General features: G+C 64.6%; 21 protein-coding genes and 1 tRNA gene. 11 read left to right on the top strand and 11 right to left on the bottom strand.

Features of this window, described 5'->3' with window-relative positions; genetic code table 11:
- Window positions 1-111: 111 nt before the first annotated feature.
- The 4 genes from denD to EJ070_RS15525 are packed head-to-tail and all read right to left on the bottom strand — an operon-like array spanning window position 112 to window position 3,047.
- On the bottom strand, window positions 112-1,086 hold the full coding sequence (denD, locus tag EJ070_RS15540) for a D-erythronate dehydrogenase (protein ID WP_126092155.1): 975 nt from the start codon (window positions 1,084-1,086) through the stop codon (window positions 112-114).
- Window positions 1,087-1,088: 2 nt separating this feature from the next.
- Window positions 1,089-1,295 (bottom strand): hypothetical protein, encoded by a 207-nt coding sequence (locus tag EJ070_RS15535; protein ID WP_126092154.1) that lies wholly within the window; start codon window positions 1,293-1,295, stop codon window positions 1,089-1,091.
- Between the two features lie 51 nt (window positions 1,296-1,346).
- Window positions 1,347-2,348, bottom strand: coding sequence for a cation diffusion facilitator family transporter (locus tag EJ070_RS15530; RefSeq protein ID WP_126092153.1), 1,002 nt, complete (start codon window positions 2,346-2,348; stop codon window positions 1,347-1,349).
- Between the two features lie 12 nt (window positions 2,349-2,360).
- Window positions 2,361-3,047 carry a GNAT family protein gene (locus EJ070_RS15525; RefSeq protein WP_126095771.1) on the bottom strand — a complete coding sequence of 229 codons (687 nt, stop codon included), beginning with the start codon at window positions 3,045-3,047 and terminating at the stop codon, window positions 2,361-2,363.
- A 101-nt stretch (window positions 3,048-3,148) separates the two neighbouring features.
- Between EJ070_RS15525 and EJ070_RS15520 the strand changes: the two genes are divergently transcribed.
- Both EJ070_RS15520 and EJ070_RS15515 read left to right on the top strand, forming a co-directional pair.
- Window positions 3,149-4,333 (top strand): pyridoxal phosphate-dependent aminotransferase, encoded by a 1,185-nt coding sequence (locus EJ070_RS15520; RefSeq protein WP_126092152.1) that lies wholly within the window; start codon window positions 3,149-3,151, stop codon window positions 4,331-4,333.
- A 354-nt stretch (window positions 4,334-4,687) separates the two neighbouring features.
- Window positions 4,688-5,041: an SHOCT domain-containing protein gene (locus EJ070_RS15515; protein WP_245464890.1), complete on the top strand. Its 354-nt coding sequence runs from the start codon at window positions 4,688-4,690 to the stop codon at window positions 5,039-5,041.
- 29 nt (window positions 5,042-5,070) lie between these two features.
- Here EJ070_RS15515 and EJ070_RS15510 read toward each other — a convergent pair whose 3' ends face one another.
- The 3 genes from EJ070_RS15510 to EJ070_RS15500 form a co-directional block, all read right to left on the bottom strand.
- Complete coding sequence (locus tag EJ070_RS15510; protein WP_126095769.1) at window positions 5,071-5,823, bottom strand: SDR family oxidoreductase; 753 nt, start codon at window positions 5,821-5,823, stop codon at window positions 5,071-5,073.
- Between the two features lie 295 nt (window positions 5,824-6,118).
- Entirely contained in the window at window positions 6,119-6,826 is a 708-nt protein-coding gene (locus tag EJ070_RS15505; protein WP_126092151.1) for a tellurite resistance TerB family protein, read from the bottom strand.
- A 119-nt stretch (window positions 6,827-6,945) separates the two neighbouring features.
- The gene (locus tag EJ070_RS15500) at window positions 6,946-7,875 is read right to left on the bottom strand and encodes a rhodanese-related sulfurtransferase (protein ID WP_126092150.1); all 930 of its coding nucleotides are present in this window, start codon (window positions 7,873-7,875) and stop codon (window positions 6,946-6,948) included.
- A gap of 148 nt (window positions 7,876-8,023) precedes the next feature.
- Between EJ070_RS15500 and EJ070_RS15495 the strand changes: the two genes are divergently transcribed.
- Window positions 8,024-8,659 (top strand): 2-dehydro-3-deoxy-phosphogluconate aldolase, encoded by a 636-nt coding sequence (locus EJ070_RS15495; protein ID WP_126092149.1) that lies wholly within the window; start codon window positions 8,024-8,026, stop codon window positions 8,657-8,659.
- Between the two features lie 69 nt (window positions 8,660-8,728).
- Here the strand turns inward: EJ070_RS15495 and EJ070_RS15490 are convergent, their stop codons facing one another.
- Entirely contained in the window at window positions 8,729-9,481 is a 753-nt protein-coding gene (locus EJ070_RS15490) for an SDR family oxidoreductase (protein ID WP_126092148.1), read from the bottom strand.
- A gap of 238 nt (window positions 9,482-9,719) precedes the next feature.
- On the opposite strand from EJ070_RS15490, the gene EJ070_RS15485 reads away from it, so the two are divergent.
- Window positions 9,720-10,613 (top strand): AraC family transcriptional regulator, encoded by an 894-nt coding sequence (locus EJ070_RS15485; protein ID WP_126092147.1) that lies wholly within the window; start codon window positions 9,720-9,722, stop codon window positions 10,611-10,613.
- Window positions 10,614-10,770: 157 nt separating this feature from the next.
- Here EJ070_RS15485 and EJ070_RS15480 read toward each other — a convergent pair.
- The 3 genes from EJ070_RS15480 to EJ070_RS15470 form a co-directional block, all read right to left on the bottom strand.
- Window positions 10,771-10,844 (bottom strand) — tRNA-Gln (locus EJ070_RS15480).
- Window positions 10,845-10,934: 90 nt separating this feature from the next.
- Window positions 10,935-12,773, bottom strand: coding sequence for a DUF882 domain-containing protein (locus tag EJ070_RS15475; RefSeq protein ID WP_126092146.1), 1,839 nt, complete (start codon window positions 12,771-12,773; stop codon window positions 10,935-10,937).
- A gap of 379 nt (window positions 12,774-13,152) precedes the next feature.
- Complete coding sequence (locus tag EJ070_RS15470) at window positions 13,153-14,694, bottom strand: sigma-54 dependent transcriptional regulator (RefSeq protein ID WP_126092145.1); 1,542 nt, start codon at window positions 14,692-14,694, stop codon at window positions 13,153-13,155.
- Between the two features lie 155 nt (window positions 14,695-14,849).
- Here EJ070_RS15470 and EJ070_RS15465 point away from each other — a divergent pair, with 155 nt between their 5' ends.
- The 7 genes from EJ070_RS15465 to EJ070_RS15435 all read left to right on the top strand — a co-directional run bounded on the left by EJ070_RS15465 (window position 14,850) and on the right by EJ070_RS15435 (window position 22,815).
- Window positions 14,850-16,685: a M3 family oligoendopeptidase gene (locus EJ070_RS15465; protein WP_189350541.1), complete on the top strand. Its 1,836-nt coding sequence runs from the start codon at window positions 14,850-14,852 to the stop codon at window positions 16,683-16,685.
- Window positions 16,686-17,045: 360 nt separating this feature from the next.
- Entirely contained in the window at window positions 17,046-17,762 is a 717-nt protein-coding gene (locus EJ070_RS15460; RefSeq protein WP_126092144.1) for a proton-conducting membrane transporter, read from the top strand.
- 158 nt (window positions 17,763-17,920) lie between these two features.
- Window positions 17,921-19,066: an aminodeoxychorismate synthase component I gene (locus EJ070_RS15455; RefSeq protein ID WP_126092143.1), complete on the top strand. Its 1,146-nt coding sequence runs from the start codon at window positions 17,921-17,923 to the stop codon at window positions 19,064-19,066.
- Window positions 19,015-19,677 carry an aminotransferase class IV family protein gene (locus EJ070_RS15450; RefSeq protein WP_126092142.1) on the top strand — a complete coding sequence of 221 codons (663 nt, stop codon included), beginning with the start codon at window positions 19,015-19,017 and terminating at the stop codon, window positions 19,675-19,677. The genes EJ070_RS15455 and EJ070_RS15450 overlap by 52 nt, the downstream gene beginning before the upstream one ends.
- A gap of 58 nt (window positions 19,678-19,735) precedes the next feature.
- Window positions 19,736-20,686, top strand: a complete 951-nt coding sequence (locus EJ070_RS15445; protein ID WP_126092141.1) for a DUF3445 domain-containing protein — start codon at window positions 19,736-19,738, stop codon at window positions 20,684-20,686.
- 125 nt (window positions 20,687-20,811) lie between these two features.
- Window positions 20,812-22,257 carry a homospermidine synthase gene (locus EJ070_RS15440; protein WP_126092140.1) on the top strand — a complete coding sequence of 482 codons (1,446 nt, stop codon included), beginning with the start codon at window positions 20,812-20,814 and terminating at the stop codon, window positions 22,255-22,257.
- 186 nt (window positions 22,258-22,443) lie between these two features.
- Window positions 22,444-22,815, top strand: coding sequence for a hypothetical protein (locus EJ070_RS15435; protein ID WP_126092139.1), 372 nt, complete (start codon window positions 22,444-22,446; stop codon window positions 22,813-22,815).
- The last annotated feature ends 57 nt before the right edge of the window (window positions 22,816-22,872 follow it).

Genomic DNA, 22,872 nt, shown 5'->3' with positions numbered 1-22,872 from the left:
CGGCCTACGCCGGCCGTAGCCTTAACTACCACGCCACTCTCATGAATGCTTCGGCCGGCGAATGCCGGAAGCGCAGGAAGCCGCCGTTTGCAGGCCGGCATCACCTGAATATCAATATATCTTCCCGCCCAGCTCGTCCTCGATATGAGCGCGGATGATCTCGTCGAAATTCTTCTCGGCGGCAAAACCCAGCTCCCTCGCCCGCCGCGCCTCGAAGCGCGTCGGCCATCCTTTGACGATCGCCCAGATCGTCTCGTCTGGCTGTTCGCGGATCCGCTTCACCACCTCGTGTCCGGCGATGCGCTCCAGCGCCTCGATCTGCTCGCCGACGGTGGCAGCGACTCCCGGCATGGTGAGATTGCGCCGCGGCCCGACCGCATTGCCGTCGATCTCCGCCGCATGGATCAGGAAATTGACGGCGGAGCGCGGGCTGGCATGGGTGTGCAGCACCGAGCGCGGCACCGGCAGGATCGCTTCCTGGCCACTCAAGGGCTCACGGATGATGCCTGAGAAGAAGCTCGACGCCGCCTTGTTCGGCTTGCCGGGGCGAACGCAGATCGTCGGCAGCCGGATGCCGACGCCGTCGAAGAAGCCGCGCCGCGTGTAGTCCGCAAGCAGCGCTTCGCTCATCTGCTTCTGCGTGCCGTATGAGGTGAGCGGCGTCGGGTGGAACTCGTCCGGGATGACATCCGGGAACGGCGCGCCGAACACGGCGATCGACGAGGTGAAGACCAGGCGCGGCGCAAAGCCCGCCAGCCGCACGGCGTCGAACAGCGCGCGTGTGCCGTCGAGATTGACGCGGTAGCCGAGATCGAAATTGGCCTCCGCCTCGCCGGACACGATGCCGGCAAGGTGGAAGATCACGTCCGGGCGTGAACCGACCAGGCTTGCCGCCGCTCCGGATGCGGCGAAGTCGCCGGTATGGATGGCGACTTCCACGCCGTCGATCGCCGGCGCCTGCGCCGGCACGATGTCGTGCAGATCGAGCGCCGTGATCTTGCGGCCGGCGAGTGTGCCGTCCTTGGCCAGCCGTGCAATCAGCTTCCGGCCCACCATGCCGGCGGCACCCGTAATCAGAATTCTCATCTTTAGAGACCCTTCTTGCGCTGGCTGCGTCCGCGCAGCCACAGGACGACGAACAGCCCCACCATGAAGATCGCGGCGATGATGGCGGCCAGGATGGTCGAGACCTTGCCGGCGGCCAACATGATGGTCGGCAGGAAATAGGCGGCGAGGCCGAACAGCAGCAGTATCCAGGCCGCGGCGATCGCCGCGTTGCGCGTCTCGCGATCCATCAGCAGGCGTCCCTTGGCCCGAGGTCGTTTAAGTTCATCATCAGGCACGCGTCAATGATAGTGGCGGCGATCAGGAGGCGCATCATGCGCGTGGTCGTGATCATGGCGATGGTCGTGCTCGTCATGGCTGTCGGCGCAGAGGCCGAACTCGGGCTCCACCGTCGCATGATCGATGCCGTGCTTCGCGGCAAGCCGTTTCTTGATGGCGCTCACCGCCACATGCGGATCGACGCCGTCATTCAGGCAGGCGTGCAGTGTCGCCATGTTGCTGGTGCCGTCGAGCGACCAGACATGCATGTGGTGCACCTCGCGCACGCCCTTGACCGCGCCTTCGATATCCTTGGCGATCAGGTCGCGGTCGAGGCTTGCCGGCACGCCTTCGAGCAGCACATGCGCGGCCTCGCGCATCAGCGACCACGCCGTCGACAGGATGAGCAGCGACACCAGGACGGAGAGGATCGGATCGATCGGCGTCCAGCCGATTGCCAGGATGATCAGCGCCGCCACGATTGCCGCGGCCGAGCCAAGCAGGTCGCCCAGCACATGCAGGATGGCGCCGCGCATGTTCAGGCCCTCGCGATCGCCGCCGTGCAGCACGAAGAAGGAGGCGATGTTGACCAGCAGGCCGGCGACTGCCACCACCAGCATCGGGCCGCCCAGCACGGGCGCCGGGTGAATCAACCGTCCCCAGGCTTCATAGACGATCCATAGCGCGATGACGAAAATGGCGATGCCGTTGGTGTAGGCCACCAGCGTCTTCACGCGGGCGAAGCCGTAGGTGAGACGGCCGGTGGCAGGGCGGCCGGCGAGATGGAAGGCATACCAGGCAAGGCCGAGCGCGATCGCGTCCGCCAGCATGTGACCGGCGTCCGCAAGCAGCGCCAGCGAGCCGGTGAGAAGGCCGCCGAGCGCCTCCGCGACCATGAAGCCGGCCGTCAGGCAGGCCGCGATCAGCACCCGCTTCTTGTCGGTCGATCCATGCATGTGCCCGGCGCCGTGGCCATGGCTATGGTCGTGTGCACCGACCCCATGCGAGCCGTGATCGTGCGCCATCTAGCGCTCCCGTTATGCGCCGAATTCGGCGCGGAAATCCTCGAGCCGCCGCTTCTGGCGGCCCTCGCCATCGAAATTCGCCGGATCGAGCCAGGCCTCATAGGCCTTACGCAAAGCCGGCCACTCCTTGTCGATGATCGAATACCACGCCGTATCGCGATTTTCGCCCTTTACCACAAGATGCTGGCGGAAAATGCCCTCGAACTTGAAGCCGAAACGTTCGGCCGCGCGCTTCGACGGTTCGTTGCGGTTGTTGCATTTCCATTCGTAGCGGCGGTAGCCGAGCTCGTCGAAGGCATATTTGGTGAACAGGAATTGCGCTTCGGTCGCCGCCGGCTTGCGCGAGATCAGCGGCCCCCAATAGATGTTGCCGATCTCGATGACGCCGTTGGCGGCATCGATGCGCATCAGTGTCTGGCGCCCGGCAACCTTGCCGCTCGCCTTGTCGATGACAGCGAAGAACAGCGGATCCTCGCTCGCCTCGACCTTGTCCAGCCATGGCTGGAACGCGGCGCGGGTTTCCGGCGGATAATCCGGCAGCCAGGTAAAGCGGCCATCGACATCGGCCACAGACGACGCCTCGTAAAGCCCATCGCCATGTTTTGCGGCGCTCAACGGCTCGAGCCTGACGGTCCGGCCCTCGAGCGCTTTGCGTTCCGGACGCGGGCGCGGCTGCCAATCTTTCAGATTTTCCGACACCCCAATATTTTTTGGCACGGGGAACTCCAATCTGTTTGACTTTTGCGAATGGACGCTCACAAAAACGCTCGCCAACAGTAAGAACCACAGGGACGGGAAAAATGCTCCACACGATCGCCGCCTTCGACCGTCTCGGCGAGGAAAATGCCTTCGCGGTGCTCGCGCGTGCCACCGCGCTTGCCCATCAGGGCCGCGACATCATCAATCTCGGCATCGGCCAGCCCGACTTCAAGACGCCGCAGCACATCGTCGAGGCGGCGATCAAGGCGCTGCGCGACGGCCATCATGGCTACACGCCCGCCAACGGGCTGCTGGCCACCCGCGAGGCGGTGGTGCGCCGCACGCTGACCACGACCGGCGTCGAGGTGTCGGCCGAAAACGTGATGATCCTGCCCGGCGGCAAGCCGACCATGTTCGCCGCGATCCTGATGTTCGGCGAACCGGGCGCGGAGATTCTCTATCCGGATCCCGGCTTTCCCATCTACCGCTCGATGATCGAGTTCACCGGCGCCGCGCCTATTCCCGTGCCGATCCGAGAGGAGAACGGCTTCGCCTTCTCGGCCGACGAGACGCTGGCGCTGATCACGCCGAAGACAAGGCTCCTGATCCTCAACTCGCCCGCCAACCCGACCGGCGGCGTCACCCCGCGGGCCGAGATCGAGAAACTGGTCAAGGGATTGGAGAAGCACCCGCAGGTGGCGATCCTGTCCGACGAGATCTACGACGTCATGACCTATGACGGCGAGACGCATTGCTCGCTGCTCAATTTCCCGGAAATCCGCGACAGGCTGATCGTGCTCAACGGCTGGTCGAAGACCTGGGCGATGACTGGCTGGCGCATGGGCTGGTCGATCTGGCCGAACGGCGAAAAGGGCGCCTATCTCTACGACAAGGTGCGCAAGCTTGCGGTCAATTGCTGGTCCTGCGTCAACGCGCCGAGCCAGTATGCCGGCATCGCGGCGATCGACGGCCCGCAGGACGATGTCGAGAAGATGATGCGCGCTTTCGACAACCGCAGGAAGATCGTGGTCGAAGGGCTGAATGCGCTGCCCGGCATTTCCTGCATCACGCCGAAGGGCGCCTTCTATGCCTTCCCCAACGTGTCGAAGACCGGCTGGAAGGCCAAGAAGCTTGCCTCGACGCTGTTGGAAGACGCCGGCGTGGCCTTGATCGGCGGTCCGGACTTCGGCGTGCTCGGCGAAGGCTATGTCCGGCTCTCCTACGCCAATTCCGAGGAGAACATCCTGCGCGCGCTGGAGCGGATCGAGGCGTTTTTGGCAAAGTAAGCTTCCACCCTCCACTCGAGGGAGATGGCGAGCGGGCTCGCCGAGCCGACACCGGGTTGGTCGAGATCAGCTCGCTCGGGCCGCTCTCGTGAGCTGCCCGCCCTAAAGCATGTCTCCCGAAAGTGGGAACCGGTTTCGGGAGACAAAGACATGCGTAAAATCAAAAACCTAAAGCGCACGGAGCGAATCTGAAAGATCGCGACGCGCTTTAAGCGAATCCGTCAGACGCGTCTTTGCGATGGTCCGGCTGGAGTCCTTCAGCATGACCGTCGCAAGCATGTCGCGTTTGATCTGGCGCAAGATACCGGCCGCTCGACGGTGTAGGATGGCAAGTGTGAATGATGGAGCAAGCCCATGCAGAAAGGTCTGCTGAGGTCGACTGCGGCGATGAACGTGGTCTTGGCCCTTTCGCCCGGCGTTGCCTGGGCTCAGGCGTCGGATGCCGACAGGTATGCCTATGGTCCCGGCATGATGTGGTGGGGCGGAGGTTGGATGATGATTTTCGGCCCGTTGTTCATGATCCTCTTTTTTGTCGTGCTGGTAGCCGCCGTCCTGCCGCTCGGTCGCTGGCTGGGCGGGCCGGCTGTGATGCCACCCCATCAGCCGCCGCCAGGGCGCACGGCGCTTGACATTCTCAAAGAGCGCTTCGCGCGCGGCGAGATCGACAAGAACGAGTTCGAGGAGCGGCGGCGGGTGCTCGGCGAGTAGGCGCTGCGTTCGATCAGCGCTCGGGGCCGTTACCCGCGTCCGACAAACGGCATCTTCGTTGCCATCACGGTCATGAACAGCACATTGGCGTCGAGCGGCAGGCTCGCCATGTGCAGCACCGCGTCGGCGACGCGCTGGACATCCATGACCGCTTCGGCGGCGATGGAGCCATTGGCCTGCGGCACGCCGACCGTCATCGGCTGCGCCATCTCGGTCAACGCATTGCCGATGTCGATCTGGCCGCAGGCGATGTCATAGGGCCGGCCGTCGAGCGCCAGCGTCTTGGTCAGGCCGGTTATGGCATGCTTGGTCGCCGTATAGGGCGCCGAGCCCGGGCGCGGCGCATAGGCCGACACCGAGCCGTTGTTGATGATGCGCCCGCCCATCGGCTTTTGCCGGCGCATGACGCCGAAGGCGGCGCGGGCGCACAGGAACGAGCCGGTGAGGTTGACGCCCACGACATCGTTCCAGACCTCGACGGGGATCTCGTCGATCAGCGTCGACTTGTAACCCATGCCGGCATTGTTGAAGAGCAGGTCGACGCGCCCGAACGCCTCCACCACGGTCTCGAACATGTCGTCGACTTCGTCGGCCTTGCTGATGTCGCAACTGACTGCGAGCGCTTTGGCGCTCGTCTTCCCGGCCTCGGCGATCGCCTCCTCGAGCAGCTTCTTGCGCCGGCCGCAGAACACGGTGTTCCATCCTGCCTGGAGCAGCGTCGTGGCAACGCTCTTGCCGATGCCGGTGCCGGCGCCGGTAACGATGGCGGTTTTCTCTGTCATGGCGGTCATCGTCATCCCTTCCCGGTCATTGCTGGAAGAACACGTGGCATCGCAAATGATAGGGACCGTGGCAAGCGGCTCTTGCCGACAAAAGAGAAGAGGCCGGCAAGACAACGGGCCGACAAAAAGGGCGGTCATTGGCGACCGCCCTGATCTGAACCGCGCTTGGGAGGAGGAAAAGCCGGTCCGACTGCCTAGAATGATGCGCTTGCTGGGTTAACGAAAGGTTAACGGCCGGCAGCGCGCCACGAGCGCGTTTACCAACCCGGACTTGTCAGCGCCGGTTGGACGCGGCTCAAGCCGGCGCCTTCGCCGCCGAGACCGTCGCCTCGACATGGTCGACCAGCGCGTCCGGCAGGCCGAGCCGGCCGGCGAGCAGATCGAGATAGCCGCGCTCGGTGCGGGTGTCGGGGTCGATGGTGAGGCGCGAGGCGGTGTAGAGCTCGAGCTTCTGCGCGTCGGTCTTGGCGCCGGCGACCAGCGCGTCGAGGTCGAGCGGGCTCTCGAGCTCTGCCATCAGGAACTTCTCCGCATCCGCCCCGATGCCGGCGAGCTTGAGCTTATCGGCGATCTTCTGCCGCTCCTCGTCGTCGACATGGCCATCCGCCTTGGCCGCGGAGATCATTGCCCTGACCAGCGTCAGCGTGAACTCGGCCTCGCCTTGCGGCGCCTGCGAGGGGTCGAAGGCGGTATCCTTGGGCGGCGGCAGCAGTTCCGGCTCGCCCGTGGCCGGGGCCTGCGCCGGCTCAGCGCCGTTCTTATAGTTCTGGTAGGCCTTGTAGGCGAGGCCGCCGATGGCCGCCAAGCCGCCGAGCTTGATGGCGGCGCCCGTCACCTGCCGGCCTGTGCCGGTGCCGAGCAGCACCGCGGCCAGCGCGCCGGCGGCGAGCGGATTGTCCTTCGCCATCTGCACCGCCTGCCCCGCCTTGTCGCGAACGGTCGATCCCGTGCCAGGAATTTGCGAGCCGAGAAGGTCGTCGAGCAGCTTCTTGGGGTCGAGCATCAATGCCTCCAGAATTGGCCCGGCCGAATGCGCCCGGGCGGAGTTTCGGACCGGCAAGACGTAGGCCCCGCGCGTTGACATTACAATGACGGGCGGACGCTTTGTGGAACTGACGCCGCTTAGCTTCCGATATGGCGCCGGCCGCCTCGCGCCTGCGCCAGCTCGACCTGGCGATGCCGCTCGGCGTAGCGGGCGCGGTCTTCTTCCGAGCGCGCCTCGAAGCAATGCGGGCATGAGATGCCGATGACATATTTCGGCGAAAGCCGATCCTCGACGGTGAGCGGATGCCGGCAGGCACGGCACAACTCGGCATCACCTTCGGCCAGCCCATGCGACACGGAAACCCGCTCGTCGAAGACGAAACACTCGCCCTGCCACAGGCTCTCTTCGGCCGGCACCTCTTCGAGATATTTCAGGATGCCGCCCTTGAGATGGAAGACTTGGCCGAAGCCAAGCGACTTCACATAGGCCGTCGCCTTCTCGCAGCGAATGCCGCCGGTGCAGAACATCGCCACCTTGCGGCCTTCGAGCTCATCGCGGTGCTGCTCGACCCAGGCCGGGAACTCGCGAAAGCTGGCGGTTTTCGGATCGACGGCGCCCTTGAAGGTGCCGATCGACACCTCGTAGGCGTTGCGCGTGTCGATCACCAATGTATCGGCGTCCGAGATCAGCGAATTCCAGTCGGCCGGCGCGACATAGGTGCCGGCGCTGGTCGCGGGGTCGAGATCGTCGACGCCCATGGTGACGATCTCGCGCTTCAGCCGCACTTTCATGCGGTGGAACGGCATGTCGGCGGCGGCGCTGTATTTGACCTCCAGCCCGGCAAGCCCTTCGATCGCCTGGAGGTGGTCGATCAGCGCCGAAATCGCTTCCTCGCTGCCGGCGACCGTGCCGTTGATGCCCTCATGCGCCAGAAGCAGCGTGCCCTTGATGCCGCGCTCGAGGCAAAGGGCGGCAAGCGTCGCGCGCAGGGCTTCGATGCCGTCGAGCCGGGCAAACTTGTAAAGCGCGGCGACGCGAACCGGCTGAATATCCGTGCTTGTTGTCATGGCCATGCCACTAAACCGTGCTGAAAGCGGTTTCAAGGCAGAGCCAGTGAACGGCCCGCCGCGTGACATCGCGACACGCCCTGGCTTCGTGGACTTGGGTTACCCCTTCTGCTAATCGGTTGAAATCGATCGCAATGGAGAACAGCGAATGACCAGCAAGACCGAAAAGCTCCTGTCGCTTCTCAATGGTCAACCTGTCATCCCGGTGCTCAAGATCGCCAATGTCGCCGACGCCGTGCCGCTCGCCCGTGCTCTGTCGCGCGGCGGCTTGAGGGCGATCGAGATTACGCTGCGCACAGCCGACGCCCTGGAAGCGATCCGCCGCGTCGCGGCCGAGGTCGAGGACGCGATCGTTGGCGCCGGCACCATTCTCGATGCCAGGCAATTCGACGAGGCAGCCGCCGCCGGCTCGAAATTCATCGTCAGCCCCGGCATCACCAGCCAGCTTCTGGACACGGCGAAGGGCAGCCCCGTGCCGCTGCTGCCCGGCGCCATCACGCCGGGTGAGATCATGGCCGCGCGCGAAGCCGGTTTGCGCTTCCTGAAATTCTTTCCGGCCGAGCAGTCGGGCGGTATCGCTTCGCTGAAAGCCTTCGCCTCGCCGCTCGCCGACGTGAAGTTCTGCCCGACCGGCGGCATAACGGCAAAGAATGCCGCCGACTATCTCAGCCTGCCCAACGTCATCTGCGTCGGCGGTTCGTGGGTCGCGCCCGACGATCTCATCAAGGCCGGCAAGTGGGATGAGATCGAAGCGCTCGCGCGCGAGGCGAGCAAGCTGGCCTAACGCAATTCCAGGAAAAGTGGACACCGGTTTTCCGTCCGGAATTGCGTCAAAACAAAATTCCACCTGCGCTCACCAAGGCAGCGGCCCGTTTTCGTCAAAATAACCGCCGGTCGGCCCGCCCGCATCCAGCGTCGCCAGGCGCACGACGATCTCGGCCGCCTGCTGCACCGTGCGGTGGCCTTTGTGCCCGTTGAGATCCGTCGCGGTGTAGCCGGGAGCGGCGGCGTTGACCGTGATGCCGCGCGGCGCAAGCTCCCTGGCGAAGGCCACCGTTATGGCATTGAGCGCCGTCTTCGAGCTGCCATAGCCCATGACAATGGGTGACTGACTCTCGCCAGCCGCACGAGCGATCGAGCCGAGATAGCTGCTGACCATGACGATGCGTGCGGCGGGCGATGCCGAAAGCAGCGGCAGGAATGCCTGGGTGACGCGGACCGGCCCGAAGACGTTGACGTCATAGGTGGCCTTCATGTCGACGTCGACATCTTCCCGGCTCGGCGGCCGTTCGTAACGGCCGTCCGGGCCGAGCGCGTCGACATATCCTGGGGCGATGCCGGCATTGTTGACCAGCACATCGAGGCTGGGTGTCCACGCCGCGACGGTCTTGGACGCGGCCGCGACGCTCTCGTCGCTGGTGACGTCGAGCTCGAGCCATTCGGCGTCGAACCCTTCGCCGCGCAGCGCTTCTGACGCGGCCGTACCGCGCTTCGAGTCCCGGGCGCCGAGCCAGACCTTGAACCCAATCGCCGCCAACCGGCGGGCAGTCTCGAGGCCGATGCCCTTGTTGGCGCCGGTCACTAGCGCATTCTTCCGTGTCGTCATATCCATCTCCTTTGCAGAGACCTAGAAATGACGTGAACCGGTCGGTTTCGCGCGCCGAAAGCTCTCATCCTCTTGCCTAATCCTGTCGGGTGCGCGCTTGCGCGTCACTTGGGTGCGCGCTTGCGCGTCACTTGGGTGCGCGCTTGCGCGTCACTTGGGTGCGCGCTTGCGCGTCACTAGGTGCGCGCTTGCGCGTCACCTCGTTGCGCGGCTTGCGCGGATCGGCAATGCTGAACCAATGAACGAGGCGCTCCAGGAGTTGATCGCAATTGCCGGCCGCCACGCGCGTGGACGGCGGACAAGGACGGCCGTTCCGCGCGTCACGATCGGCCGTAGCGAGGTTCCGACGCCGCCGCTGCCCGAGCTTTGCCAGCCGACCGCCCTGTTCGTGCTGCAGGGCACGAAATCGGTGCTGATCGGCGATCGAACGCTTCGCTACGGCGCCGGCAGCTGTTTCGTCTATGCGGTCGAGACGCCCGCCACCAGCCAGTTGATCGAGGCGAGCGCCGCCCATCCTTATATGGCCATTGCTTTCAGCCTCGATATCGAGCTGATCGCCACATTGCTCATCGACCACAAGCCGGCGGCCGGCGGCGACGACTTCGTGACCTATCCCGCCGATGACGAGCTGCTCGACGCGTGGCGCCGGATGCTGCGGCTGCTCGACAGGCCGAACGAGATCCCCGTGCTCGCGCCCATGCTCGAACGGGAGATCGCGTTTCGGCTGCTGCAAGGCCCGCAGGGCGCAAAGCTGCGCCAGCTCGCCCGCGCCGACGGCCGCCTGTCACAGATCCGCCGCGCCACCCAGTGGATACGTACGCACTACAACGAGCCGATCGATGTGACGGAGCTGGCCGCGCTCACCCATATGAGCAACGCCGCGTTTCACCGCCACTTCAAGGCAGCGACCGCCATGAGCCCGATCCAGTATCAGAAGCAGGTCCGTCTGCTCGAGGCCCGCCATCTGCTCATCGCACAGCCGGGCAACGCCGCGCGTGTCGCCTTTACCGTCGGCTACGAAAGCGCCTCCCAGTTCAGCCGTGAATATGCGCGGCAGTTCGGCTTGCCTCCGGCCCGTGACGCCGCGCGGCTCCTGGCGAGGGGCGAGGCGCCCACGCTGGAAGTTGACTAGCTAGATCGCCTCAAGCCGCCAGCAGAATCTTCTTCATGAATCCCCGGTTTGGAACGAACGCATCCTAACCCGAAAAAGCGCGAGCCGTTCCGGCCTCACGAGAGGTTTAGGCTTGCGTGATGGCATCCTGCGCCGGCCGGAAAACACGGCCGCCGGCTGGTTCCCGCTCATGGATTCGAACCACGATTCACGCCTTCAAAGGGCGCTGTCCTACCATTAGACGAAGCGGGATGGCCGGCGGTCAAATATGCCGCCATGGATGAAGAAGCAAAAGCCGCGCCGTTGTCCAAAAACGGGGCCTTCGCGGCACCGGCGGGCTCGTTATTTCGTTTGGAAACGGGCAACCGAAAGGAACTTCACGGCGTTGCCGGTGAAACGGTTGGCATCCGGCATTTGGGCATCCGTCTGGAAGCCGGCCGTGTAGACCTCGCTCGGCGGCGTATGCACCATATTATAGGCATAGCGCGGCGCCGTCGTCGGGTCGGAAACAGTGGCGATGTTCTCGCCGCTGCCCAGCGCCCAACGCGCCGCCTGCGGCGGCGTTGCCACCACCATCGCCTTCGGTCCCGGCCGCAGGTCGCTGGTGGAAGCCCTGGCCTCCTTGCGCGTCGTCTTCACACCGGCGCCGATCGCTTGCGCTGGATCGGTGCCGGCCGGACGGGCGGCGATGGCTTCACGCGGCGAGGCCGCATCGAGGCCCGACGGATCGTTGAACGCCGAGCGAGGCTGAGGCTCCGATAGTGAAGCGACCGCATATTCGGCTCCGCTCGGACCGGCTTCGGTGGTTGCGCTGGCCTGTTCGAGGACAGCCTTGATCTCATCCGGTTTGCCCGCGTCGGGCCGCGCCGTCGGCAGCACCGAGAAGGCATCGGTCGCGCTCTTGTCCTGCGAGGCCGTTTCCGCCAGCGCCAGAAGCACGCTCTTGTCCTTGGGCGACAGTTCAGCCGGAGTGGAGCGATCGGGACGCCAGGTCGGCAGCGGGATGTTGTTGACCGCCACCTTGGCAGGATCCGCCGCTGCGGCTTCCGCCGCGTTGGCCATGCCGAACGGCACGTTGACCGGCGCATGCGCTGTCGCCACCGCCTGCTCGGTCGTGGCCGAGGCGTCCGCCGTGGCGAACGGCACGTTTTCAGGCGTCTGCTGGCCGACATCGGCCTTCGGACGCGGCGCGAAGGCGGGCAGCGGGACCTCCTTCGGCGGCAACGCGGCGATGATCGTTTCCGGCGTGTCCTGCTGCTGCGAATCATCCGCGCTGTCATCCGCGATCTGCGGGATGTTGGCGCGCTTGGCGTTCTGCGGCGAGACGATCGCGATGCCCGGCAGGTTGCTGCTCTTGGCTGCTGCCACCTGCTTCACGACCTTGGGCTGGGGCTCCGGTGCGCCGCCGCCAGCATCGGCATCGTCGTCGGCCTCGTCGGCGCCACCACCGAACCAGGCCGCAAGCAGCCCGCCGGACCGCTTGCTCGACCCGCCGGCGCTGGCCAGCTCGATATTGGGCGTGCCCGAGCCCTTGCGCGCCTTATAGGCAGCCATCGCCTGTTCATAGCCCGGCAGCGGCCGGCCGTCGCTCGGCACATGCAGCGTCTTGCCGTTCGGGAACAGGCTGACCAGTTCCTGGCGGCTGATGCCCGGCCAGTGGCGCACGTTGCCGACATCCATGTGGACGAAGGGCGAGCCGGAACTCGGATAGTAGCCGACGCCACCGCCCTGCATCTTGAGGCCGATGTTGCGCAGCTTCTTCAGCGGCACGCCGGGAATATAGAAGTCCATCGCCTTGCCGAGCATGTGCTGGCTTTTCTCGGCGACGCCGCGGCTGCGGCTGCGCAGCAACGCGTTGGTGGACGGCGAGCGATAACCGCAGACGACCTGGATGTAATCCGACGAGCCGCTCTCACGATAGGCTTCCCACACCAGGTCGAGCAGCCGCGGATCCATCTTGGTCGGCTCGTTGCGGCGCCAGTCGCGCAGGATGATGTTGATCTTGCGCAGGCCTTCCGGATCGTAGCGGCCATTGCGCTTGTAGACGATCTCGGCCTTTTCGTGCGTGTGCAGGTGGTAGAGCTTCAGCGTGCGGACTTCGGCTTTCGCGCCGGAAGCGGCTGCCGAAAGGAACCCGACGGCCAAAATCACAAACGTCAGCCACCTTGGCCAGACGCTCATATGAAAATGCCGCCCGTCTGTGTGTCGTTCGACTTGGTTCAAATCAAAAGGCCTTGCAGGCTGACCGTTTGTCCCCGGATTTGCCCAAACGGATGCGTGGTTCTCACATCCGAATATCGATCCTAATGGTTAATCATCGCTTATTGAAGCCGAAATGCGGTAACACCGTGGCGATATCCCGTCAAAAATGATGCACCGCGTATCGTGGTAAATCACTGGTTTAGATCAAGAATTCGGCTCGGGCCGAAACACGATCTGTTACCGTTTGCCGCAATGCGTGATCGCCGGCGCTGAAATTGCTGGAAAACAGCAGTTTCTGAACCGGCAAGCGGCAATTTGATTCAAATTCTAGGCGGGGAAGCTGGGCTAGGCTAGCGTCTCAGGAGGCAAGCCGGTCGAGACGGCCCGCTTCCGGGTCAATGCCATATTCCTTCAACTTGCGGTAGAGCGTGGAGCGCCCGATGCCAAGGCGGCGCGCGACTTCGCTCATCTGACCGTTATAGTGGTCAATCGCAAGCTTGATCATCTCGAGTTCCACGTCGGCCAGCGCCCGCACGTTGCCGCGCTCGTCCAGGGCCCTGAGCGTGCCGAAGCGGGGCTGCAGCCTCGCCAGGGCGTCGCTCTCGCGCAGGGCGGCACCGGCCTCGTCGGCAGCGGCCTGATCGATTGGCTGCGGCTCGTCCGCGGCCAGTCCAGCGGCCGGCGCCGGTTCGGCGCCCAGGTTCACCGTGCCTTCGACCTGCGCCCGGATTTGCGGGAATTCCTCTTCGGTCAGCAACTCACCTTCGGCCAGCACGGACGCCCTGAACACCGCATTTTCCAGTTGGCGGATGTTGCCCGGCCAGTCATAGGCCTGCAGCATCGCCAGCGCCTTGGCCGATATGCCGGTGAGGCGGCGGCGCGGATCGGCCGGTGCCACCTTCTCCATGAAGTGCTTGACCAGATAGGGAATATCCTCACGTCGGTCGCGCAGCGGCGGCACGAAGATCGGATAGACATTCAGCCGGTAGAACAGGTCCTCACGGAATTTGCCGTCCTTGACTTGCTGCAAAAGGTTGCGATGGGTCGCCGAGATCAGCCTTATGTCGACCTTGACGGTCGAGCGGCCGCCGACCGGGTCGACTTCGCCCTCCTGGACGGCGCGCAACAGCTTGACCTGGACGTCGAGCGGCAGGTCGCCGATCTCGTCCAGGAACAGCGTGCCAGAATGCGCTTCGACGAATTTGCCGGTGTGCTTGTCGGTGGCGCCAGTGAAGGAGCCCTTCTCGTGGCCGAACAGGATCGATTCGACGAGATTGTCGGGGATGGCGCCGCAATTGACGGTGACAAAGGGCTTCGAGCGGCGGTCGCCACTGCCCTGGATCGCGCGCGCCACCAATTCCTTGCCGACGCCGGATTCGCCTTCGATCAGGATCGGGATGTTGGAGGCCGCCGCCTTCTGCCCGAGGCGGATCACCCGGTCCATCGCCGGGCTGCGGGTGATGAGGTCCTTGAAGGTGAGATGGCCGCCGCGACGCCGCGACGTGCGTTTCATCTCGTCCTCGACCGCCTCGACCCTCAAGGCATTGGAAATCGACGTCTGCAGCCTGTCGGGCGAGGCCGGCTTGACGACGAAATCGAAAGCGCCGTGGCGCATGGCCGAGACAACGGTCTCGATGCCGCCCTGCGCGGTCTGCACGATGACCGGCAGGTTGATCTCGCGCTCGCGCATCGCCTTCAGCACACCGATGCCGTCGAGGCCGGGCATGACCAGGTCGAGAATGATGACCGAAACATCGCGGGCGTTCGGCCCGTCGAGCACATCCAGGCCCGCCTCGCCGCCATCGGTGACGATGGCGCTATGGCCGAATTTCGTCACCGCCGCCTCGAGCAGCCTGCGCTGCACGGGATCGTCATCGACTATGAGTATGGAACCTGTCATGACTGTCTGAATTGCCCGCCAGAGAAATCCCCATGGATCATCTTGGCACAGGGTTCTAAATAAGGTTTCAAAAAACCCGGTGAACGAATTCCTTAGGATTTGACCGGCTTCTCCTTTCCCTTTGATTCTGGCCCTGATTCAAAAAGGTATTGTTGATGCGCATGATGTTTGGTCGGCGGCTTGCAACGGCGTCTGGTCACGGCGCGCTGGAGCTTGGCGATCTGCCGGAATGGAACCTCGCCGATCTTTATTCCGGCATGGAGGCGCCGGAGCTGAAGCGCGACATCGCGAGCGCGGCAACCGATGCCATCGCCTTCGAGGCGCGCTGGAAGGGCACTTTGGCCGCCGAGGCCCAACGCGGCACCGCCGGCAGGCTCGGCGAGGCGCTGGAGGCCTATGAGGCGCTGGAGGAGCTGATCGGCCGCATCGTCTCCTATGCGGGGCTGGTCTATGCCGGCAACACCGCCGATCCGCAGCGCGCCAAACTCTACGGCGACGTCCAGGAGAAGATGACCGATGCCAGCGCGCATCTTTTGTTCTTCGCGCTGGAGCTCAACCTGATCGACGATGCGGCGATCGAAGGCGCGCTTGCGGCCGACGCGGCCTTCGCCCATTACCGGCCCTGGGTGCTCGACCTCAGGAAGGACAAGCCCTACCAGCTTGAGGACCGGGTCGAGCAGCTGTTCCATGAAAAGTCGGTCACCGGACGCGGCGCCTGGAACCGCCTGTTCGACGAGACGATGACCGACCTGCGCTTCGATGTCGACGGCGAGGAGTTGACGCTGGAGCCGGCGCTGAACCGGCTGCAGGACGCCGATGGCGAAGTGCGTCGCCGCGCCTCCGAGGCGCTCGCCGCGACTTTCCGCAAGAACCTGCGCACCTTCACGCTGATCACCAACACGCTGGCCAAGGACAAGGAAATCTCCGACCGCTGGCGCGGCTTCAAGGACATCGCCGATTCACGCCATCTCGCCAACCGCGTCGAGCGCGAGGTGGTCGACGCGCTGGCGGCCGCCGTGCGCGAGGCCTATCCGCGCCTCTCGCACCGTTACTACGCCATGAAGGCGCGTTGGCTAGGCATGGACGTGATGAACCATTGGGACCGCAACGCGCCCCTGCCCGAAACCCCGCAGGCGGTGATCCGCTGGGACGACGCCAGGGACACGGTGCTGTTGGCCTACCAGCGTTTCTCGCCCGACATGGCCGAGATCGCGCGGACCTTCTTCGACCGCAACTGGATCGACGCGCCCGTGCGGCCCGGTAAATCGCCCGGCGCCTTCGCCCATCCGACGGTGCCTTCGGCGCACCCTTATGTGTTGCTCAACTACATGGGCAAGCCGCGCGATGTGATGACGCTGGCGCACGAGCTCGGCCATGGCGTGCACCAGGTGCTCGCCGGCGGCCAGGGCGCGCTGATGGCCGCGACGCCGCTGACGCTGGCTGAGACGGCCTCCGTCTTCGGCGAGATGCTGACCTTCCGCTCGCTGCTCGACCAGACCGGCGACCGCCGCGAACGCAAGGCGATGCTCGCCCAGAAAGTCGAGGACATGATCAATACGGTCGTGCGCCAGATCGCCTTCTACGAGTTCGAGCGCAAGGTGCATGCCGAGCGTCGCAACGGCGAGCTCACTTCAGACAGGCTCGGCGAATTCTGGCTCGAGGTTCAAGCCGAAAGCCTGGGGCCGGCGATCAAGCTGCGCGACGGCTATGAGGTCTTCTGGACCTACATCCCGCATTTCATCCACTCGCCCTTCTACGTCTACGCCTATGCCTTCGGCGACTGCCTGGTGAACTCGCTCTATGCCGTTTATCAGAACGCCGAGCGCGGCTTTCAGGAGAAGTATTTCGAGATGCTGCGCGCCGGCGGCACCAAGCATCACTCGGAGCTTCTGGCGCCCTTCGGCCTCGACGCCACGGACCCCGCCTTCTGGCAGATCGGCCTTGGCGTGATCGGCGCGCTGATCGATGAACTGGAAGCGCTCGACAAATGACGGGTGTTTCGCCGGCGGCATAGGCCAGAACAATTTAGCCGGGGCGAATATTCGCGGCAGCTCTATTGTCGTCCTAAATATCTGTTCTTCAATAACTCTCCGCCGCATTTTTCAATTAGCTTTCCACGGGCCGTATGATAGCGTCCCGCCTCAAGCTCAGCCGGACGCATAGCGCGGGCCAGTGACGGCCCGTGTTGCGCTTCGGCGGATGCGATGACGGCCGTCGGCTATAGCTGGAGGAGAGCCACGCGCCGACAGCTCGATTGAAGCGGCTGTTCCGCCGACCGCGGAACGATAGACGATCCTTGCGGCAAGCTCGCCATTCCGGGCCGCGGCCGACAGATCGGACTGGAGAGGGAAATGAGCACTTTCTTCTACATGCTCCTGGCGTTCATTGTGGGTATTCTGGTTGGCTGGTTCTTCTGGGGCCGGCTGCGCGGCGAGCTCGACAGCCTGCGCGGCGATCTCGACCGCACGAAGAGCGAACGCGATAGATTGCGCGCCGATACCAATCGCCTGAGCGGCGAACTCGACGCATGCAGCCGCGCCCGCGCCGACCTCGAGGGCCGGCTGCGCGAGGCGCCTTCCACGCCCGCCAAGACCGGCGCCAACAAGGCCGCCGCGCCTGCGCCGACGGCGCTGATGTCGACACCGGCCGAGGCCAAATCGTCGCCGGCGAAATCGGCTGCGGCCAAACCCGCCGCGGCCAAGCCGGCGGCTCAGCCGAAGCCGGCGGCTAAATCCGCCGCGCCGAAGGCAAGCGCGGCGCCGAAGAAGGCCCCGGCTCCGAAGAAGGCCGCTGCCCCGAAGGCGGCCGCCGGCAAGGGCGACAATCTGCGCCGCCTGATCGGCATCGGCCCGGTCAACGAAAAGCTGCTCAAGGGCCAGGGCGTCACGACCTACGCCCAGATCGCCGCGTGGACCGAGGCCGACGTCAAGCGCATCGAAGACGTGCTGAATTTCGACGGTCGTATCGCGCGTGAGAAATGGATCGAGCAGGCGAAGCTCTTGGCCGCTGGCGACGAGAAGGAATTCGCCCGCCGATTCCCGACGGCGGGCACCGCAAGCAACACCTGAACAGCCGACATGTGTTGGCGCAAAGGCGGCGTCCTCCACGGGCGCCGCCTTTGTTTTGGACCACGGCCAGCTTTGCGCCGCCCGACGCCGTTCCCTCGATTGCGCCTCGCCGAGCCCCCATATAGAGCGGTCGACTGAATTGACCGCATTCGAGGCTTATGTCCCTGCCTTCAGCCATCTTCCGCAACGACGAGACCGCTCGCCAGTTCGTCTTCGACCGGCCGCACGAAATCATTGTCGCGCGCAGCGCGGCCGAGTTCACGCCAGCGCTCGAGGCAGCGCAGGCGGCCTCCGACGCCGGCAAATGGCTGGCAGGCTATTTCTCCTACGAGGCCGGCTACCTGCTCGAGCCAAAGCTGGTGCCATTGTTGCCTGAAGGACGCCGCGCGCCACTGATCTGTCTCGGCGTCTTCGACGCGCCGCTCGAACAGGCGGTGCCGAAGGGTTCGGGCCCCGCCAGCAACGGCCCGATCTTCGACGCCAGGGCAAGCTGGTCCGCCAAGGACTACGCCGTCCGCTTCGCGCGCCTTCACGAACACATCCGCAAGGGCGACTGCTACCAGGGCAATCTGACCTTTCCGGTCCATGCGCAATGGTCCGGCGATCCGCTTGCCGCCTTCGACGCGCTGACCGAACGCCAGCCGGTGAAATACGGCGCGCTGATTTCGCTTGGCGATCCGGTCGTGCTGTCGCGTTCGCCGGAACTCTTCTTCGAGATCGACGCCGAAGGCATGATCGAGACGCACCCCATGAAGGGCACCGCGCCGCGCGGCGCGACCAGGGCCGAGGACGCGCGGCTGAAGGCGTTCCTGCGCAACGACGAAAAGAACCAGGCCGAGAACCGCATGATCGTCGACCTGCTGCGCAACGACATTTCGCTGATCAGCGAGGTCGGCACGCTGGAGGTGCCGGAATTGTTCCGCATCGAGACCTATCCGACGGTGCACCAGATGGTGAGCCGGGTGCGGGCGAAACTCTTGCCGGATGTCGGCATTCGCCGGGTCTTTGCCGCGCTTTTCCCTTGCGGCTCGATCACCGGTGCGCCGAAGATCCGCGCCATGGAGATCCTGCACGATCTGGAGAGCGTGCCGCGCGACGTTTATTGCGGTGCCATCGGCTGGGTCGCACCCGGCGGCACGATGCGCTTTTCGGTGGCGATCCGCACCATCTCGCTCTTTGCCGATGGCGAGGCCGTCTACAATGTCGGCGGCGGCGTCGTCTTCGATTCGACGGCCGATGAGGAGTACCGGGAGTGTCTTCTGAAAGCGCGCTTCGCGACGGGAACCGTGCCGACTTCGAACTGATCGAGACCATGCGCTGGGAGCCTGGCTCGGGCTTCCTGCGCTTCGACCGCCATCTTGCGCGGCTTTACGCTTCCGCCGCGGAGCTCGGCTTTGCCTGCGACCCGCAACGGATCGGTGAGGTGCTGATGGGCGCGGTCGGCGGGCAGCAAATCGCGATGCGCACCCGGCTTGCCCTGCAGCGCAATGGCGAAGCGACAGCCGCCGCGCAACCTTACGAACCGCTTCCGGCCGGCAAGGTGTGGCGGCTGCGGCTGGCGCGAACCCGGCTCGATTCCAGTGACATGCTGCTGCGCCACAAGACCAGCCGGCGACAGGTCTACACGCACGCACGTGCCGAATATCTCATCACGCAAGCCGACGAGGTGCTGCTCGCCAACGAGCGTGGCGAACTCTGCGAGGGCACGATCACCAATCTCTTCGCCGACTTCGGCGACGGTGTGCTGGCGACGCCCCGGCTCGACTGCGGCCTTTTGCCTGGAATATTGCGCGGCGAGCTTCTGGACGAAGGCCGCGCCGTGGAAGCGATCTACAGCTACGACGATCTCAAGTCGGCGAAGGCGATCTTTGTCGGCAATTCACTGCGCGGGCTGATCCCGGCGCAACTGGCCTGACACTGGAGCCGCCAGTCGTTTTCTGTTTGAGAAAAGCCATTTTCTGTTTGAGAGAAGCATGATCGTTCGCCAGCCGACCCACATGCCCCCAACCCACACGCCCTATGACGGGTCTTCAAAGCCTTTCACCATCGGCCTCAAACCGCTCGAGCTCGATCGCTGGATCGAGATCGATCGGTTCCTTCTGCCCCATCTCGCAGAGAAGCGGCGGCTTTACACGGAAATCCCGGAAAAGGTCTTTGTCGAGGAAGACGGCACCCGCGACGCGCAGCGCGAGGTGCTGGACCTCCTCTCCGCCTATCTTCCGGCAAAATATCCTGAGACACACCGAGGTATCGGCTCGGATGTCGAGGTTGTCGGCCTCGAGCAGGCAACGGGCGGACTGGCTCCCGATTTGCTGGAAGCGCCGCTTGTCCGGGCGTCCCTGCTGGTCCAGGAAGATCTGATCCTGATGCGCCGGGGCGACGACGGCTGGCGGCTCGCCGCCGGCTCGCTCTGTTTCCCCTCATCCTGGTCGCTCCAGGAAAAATTCGGCAAGCCGCTTCAGGAGATCCATGCGCCCGTGCCTGGCTTCGGCCCCGGCACGCGGCCGGCCGATTTGATCAACCGCATGTTCGACGGGCTGCAGGGCCAGGCGGTCGAACGCTTCAACTGGTCGATCCAGGCGGGCGACGCACTCTATCATCCGCTTTCCAACATCCAGCGCCTCGACCGCGCCACCAACCGCCCGACGCGCTTTCCGGACGGCGACATCAACGCGCATGCCTTCATCCGCGTCGAGCGCCAAACGCTGCGCAAGCTGCCGGTCTCGCGCGACATCCTCTTCACAATCCGCATCCATCTCGACCCGCTGGCCGTGCTTGCCCGCCACCCAGACAAGCCAGCGCTCGCGGCCTCTTTCGCCGGGCAGCTCAACGCCCTCGATCAGGAACAGCTCGACTACAAGGGCCTGACCGCCGACCGCGACCGGCTGGTCAGCTTCCTCGACGGCATGGCCAAGGCGGCTTAACCACGCCATCATCGCGACTTAGCCGGCGGTTGGCGCTTTTCGCTGGTTTGTGACAATGATCTGTGGTGTAGCGCTTCCGGCGGAAACGCCGGATTTTGCATGTGTTTGAAGGAGTGTCCCAGAAAATGGCGAATGAAAACTGGCCCGTTTACGGTGAAATCACCGGCCCTGTCGTGATGATCGGCTTCGGCTCGATCGGACGGGGAACGCTGCCGCTGATCGAACGCCATTTCAAGTTCGACAAGTCGCGCATGGTGGTCATCGACCCGCTCGACACCGACCGCAAGCTGCTCGACGAGCGCGGCATCACCTTCATGCAGGACGCCGTCACCAAGAAGAACTACAAGAAGCTGCTGACCCCGCTTCTCACCAATGGCGGCGGCCAGGGCTTTTGCGTCAACCTGTCGGTCGACACCTCCTCGCTCGAATTGATGAAGCTCTGCCGCAAGCTCGGCGTGCTCTACATCGACACCGTGGTCGAGCCCTGGCTTGGCTTTTATTTCGACGAAACGGCCGACAATGCCTCGCGCACCAACTACGCGCTGCGTGAAACCGTGCGCGAAGAGAAAGAGAATAATCCCGGCGGCAGCACGGCGATCTCCTGCTGCGGCGCCAATCCCGGCATGGTCTCGTGGTTCGTCAAGCAGGCGCTGGTCCACCTGGCCACCGATCTCGGGCTCGAATTTGCCGAGCCCGAGCAGCACGACCGCGAGGGCTGGGCCAAGCTGATGAAGAAGACCGGCGTCAAGGGCATCCACATCGCCGAGCGCGATACCCAGCGCACCAAGAAGCCGAAGCCGATGGACGTGTTCTGGAACACCTGGTCGGTCGAGGGCTTCATCTCGGAAGGCCTGCAGCCGGCCGAGCTCGGCTGGGGCACGCACGAAAACTGGATGCCCAAGAACGGCAAGAAGCACAAAAACGGCTCGCAGGCGGCGATCTTCCTGGAGCAGCCCGGCGCCAACACGCGCGTGCGCAGCTGGTGCCCGACGCCCGGCGAGCAATACGGTTTCCTGGTGACGCACAACGAGTCGATCTCGATCGCCGATTTCTTCACCGTGCGCGGCAAGAAGGGCAAGGTGAACTACCGCCCGACCTGTCACTATGCCTACCATCCCTGCAATGACGCCGTGCTGTCGCTGCACGAGATGTTCGGCGCCGCCGGCAAGGCGCAGCCCGTCCACCATGTGCTCGACGAGAACGAGCTGGTCGACGGCGTCGACGAGCTCGGCGTGCTGCTCTACGGCCACGACAAGAATGCCTACTGGTACGGTTCGCAGCTGTCGCTGGCCGAGGCGCGCAAGCTGGCGCCTTACCAGAACGCCACCGGCCTGCAGGTCACCTCGGCGGTGCTCGCCGGCATGGTCTGGGCGCTGGAAAATCCGGCGGCCGGCATCGTCGAGTCCGACGAGATGGATTACCGGCGCTGCCTGGAAGTGCAGTTTCCCTATCTCGGGCCGGTCAGGGGCTATTACACAGACTGGACGCCGCTCGATAACCGCCCGGGCCTTTTCCCGGAGGATCTCGACAAGGACGACCCGTGGCAGTTCCGCAACATCCTGGTGCGATAGCAGCCAGGCCTACCGCCGTCTCCACCTTGCAATCGCCCGGAAATCGGGCGATTGAAGACGGGCGGCCTAGAGCGACACGCGTCCATTCGGATGCACCAAGTCCGCTCTAGCACATTGAATGGACGCGTCGTGCCATCCGAAATCGAAGTCGATTTTCGGGCCGATGCGAGAGGAGAGGGTTTTCAAATGACCATTGCGCGCAAATTGCTTTCGGCAAGCGCCGCGGCAAGCCTTCTGGCCGCTGCCGCCTGCACCACCACCGGCCCTTCCGAGCCGATCGCAGCGGCGCCGAAGGGCGTCGAGGGCAACTGGATCGACGCCAAGGGCACCGGCCTGTCGACCTTCGCGGCAGGCAGCTTCACGACCGTCGCCACCGACACCGGCCAGAAGCTGTCCGAAGGCAGCTACACCATGACCGGCCCGACCTCGGTCGAGATCCACGGCACGTCGCTGATCCGCCAGACGCCGGTCAGCTTCAACTGCCTGATGGTCTCCACCAGCCAGCTCAACTGCACCAGCGCCAGCGGTCAGAACTTCGTGCTGACGCGCCGGGCATAAGCCGTTAGGCATCGACCCTTTTCAGGGACGGCGGCGCAAGCCGCCGTCCTTTTTTGT

The sequence above is a fragment of the Mesorhizobium sp. M1E.F.Ca.ET.045.02.1.1 genome (assembly GCF_003952485.1).
Classification (GTDB): Bacteria; Pseudomonadota; Alphaproteobacteria; order Rhizobiales; family Rhizobiaceae; genus Mesorhizobium.
Note: the sequence above shows the minus strand (reverse complement) of the source record. Positions and strands in the feature narration are given on the sequence as shown.

Excerpts from the sequence above, each read along its gene's own strand:
- EJ070_RS15465 (WP_189350541.1), top strand. The coding sequence starts at position 14,850 with ATGCGCATGATGTTTGGTCGGCGGCTTGCAACGGCGTCTGGTCACGGC.
- EJ070_RS15515 (WP_245464890.1), top strand. The coding sequence starts at position 4,688 with ATGCAGAAAGGTCTGCTGAGGTCGACTGCGGCGATGAACGTGGTCTTG.
- EJ070_RS15530 (WP_126092153.1), bottom strand. The coding sequence starts at position 2,348 with ATGGCGCACGATCACGGCTCGCATGGGGTCGGTGCACACGACCATAGC.
- denD (WP_126092155.1), bottom strand. The coding sequence starts at position 1,086 with ATGAGAATTCTGATTACGGGTGCCGCCGGCATGGTGGGCCGGAAGCTG.
- EJ070_RS15435 (WP_126092139.1), top strand. The coding sequence starts at position 22,444 with ATGACCATTGCGCGCAAATTGCTTTCGGCAAGCGCCGCGGCAAGCCTT.
- EJ070_RS15495 (WP_126092149.1), top strand. The coding sequence starts at position 8,024 with ATGACCAGCAAGACCGAAAAGCTCCTGTCGCTTCTCAATGGTCAACCT.
- EJ070_RS15460 (WP_126092144.1), top strand. The coding sequence starts at position 17,046 with ATGAGCACTTTCTTCTACATGCTCCTGGCGTTCATTGTGGGTATTCTG.
- EJ070_RS15500 (WP_126092150.1), bottom strand. The coding sequence starts at position 7,875 with ATGACAACAAGCACGGATATTCAGCCGGTTCGCGTCGCCGCGCTTTAC.
- EJ070_RS15470 (WP_126092145.1), bottom strand. The coding sequence starts at position 14,694 with ATGACAGGTTCCATACTCATAGTCGATGACGATCCCGTGCAGCGCAGG.
- EJ070_RS15485 (WP_126092147.1), top strand. The coding sequence starts at position 9,720 with ATGAACGAGGCGCTCCAGGAGTTGATCGCAATTGCCGGCCGCCACGCG.
- EJ070_RS15520 (WP_126092152.1), top strand. The coding sequence starts at position 3,149 with ATGCTCCACACGATCGCCGCCTTCGACCGTCTCGGCGAGGAAAATGCC.
- EJ070_RS15510 (WP_126095769.1), bottom strand. The coding sequence starts at position 5,823 with ATGACAGAGAAAACCGCCATCGTTACCGGCGCCGGCACCGGCATCGGC.
- EJ070_RS15490 (WP_126092148.1), bottom strand. The coding sequence starts at position 9,481 with ATGACGACACGGAAGAATGCGCTAGTGACCGGCGCCAACAAGGGCATC.
- EJ070_RS15535 (WP_126092154.1), bottom strand. The coding sequence starts at position 1,295 with ATGGATCGCGAGACGCGCAACGCGGCGATCGCCGCGGCCTGGATACTG.
- EJ070_RS15455 (WP_126092143.1), top strand. The coding sequence starts at position 17,921 with ATGTCCCTGCCTTCAGCCATCTTCCGCAACGACGAGACCGCTCGCCAG.
- EJ070_RS15440 (WP_126092140.1), top strand. The coding sequence starts at position 20,812 with ATGGCGAATGAAAACTGGCCCGTTTACGGTGAAATCACCGGCCCTGTC.
- EJ070_RS15505 (WP_126092151.1), bottom strand. The coding sequence starts at position 6,826 with ATGCTCGACCCCAAGAAGCTGCTCGACGACCTTCTCGGCTCGCAAATT.
- EJ070_RS15475 (WP_126092146.1), bottom strand. The coding sequence starts at position 12,773 with ATGAGCGTCTGGCCAAGGTGGCTGACGTTTGTGATTTTGGCCGTCGGG.
- EJ070_RS15445 (WP_126092141.1), top strand. The coding sequence starts at position 19,736 with ATGATCGTTCGCCAGCCGACCCACATGCCCCCAACCCACACGCCCTAT.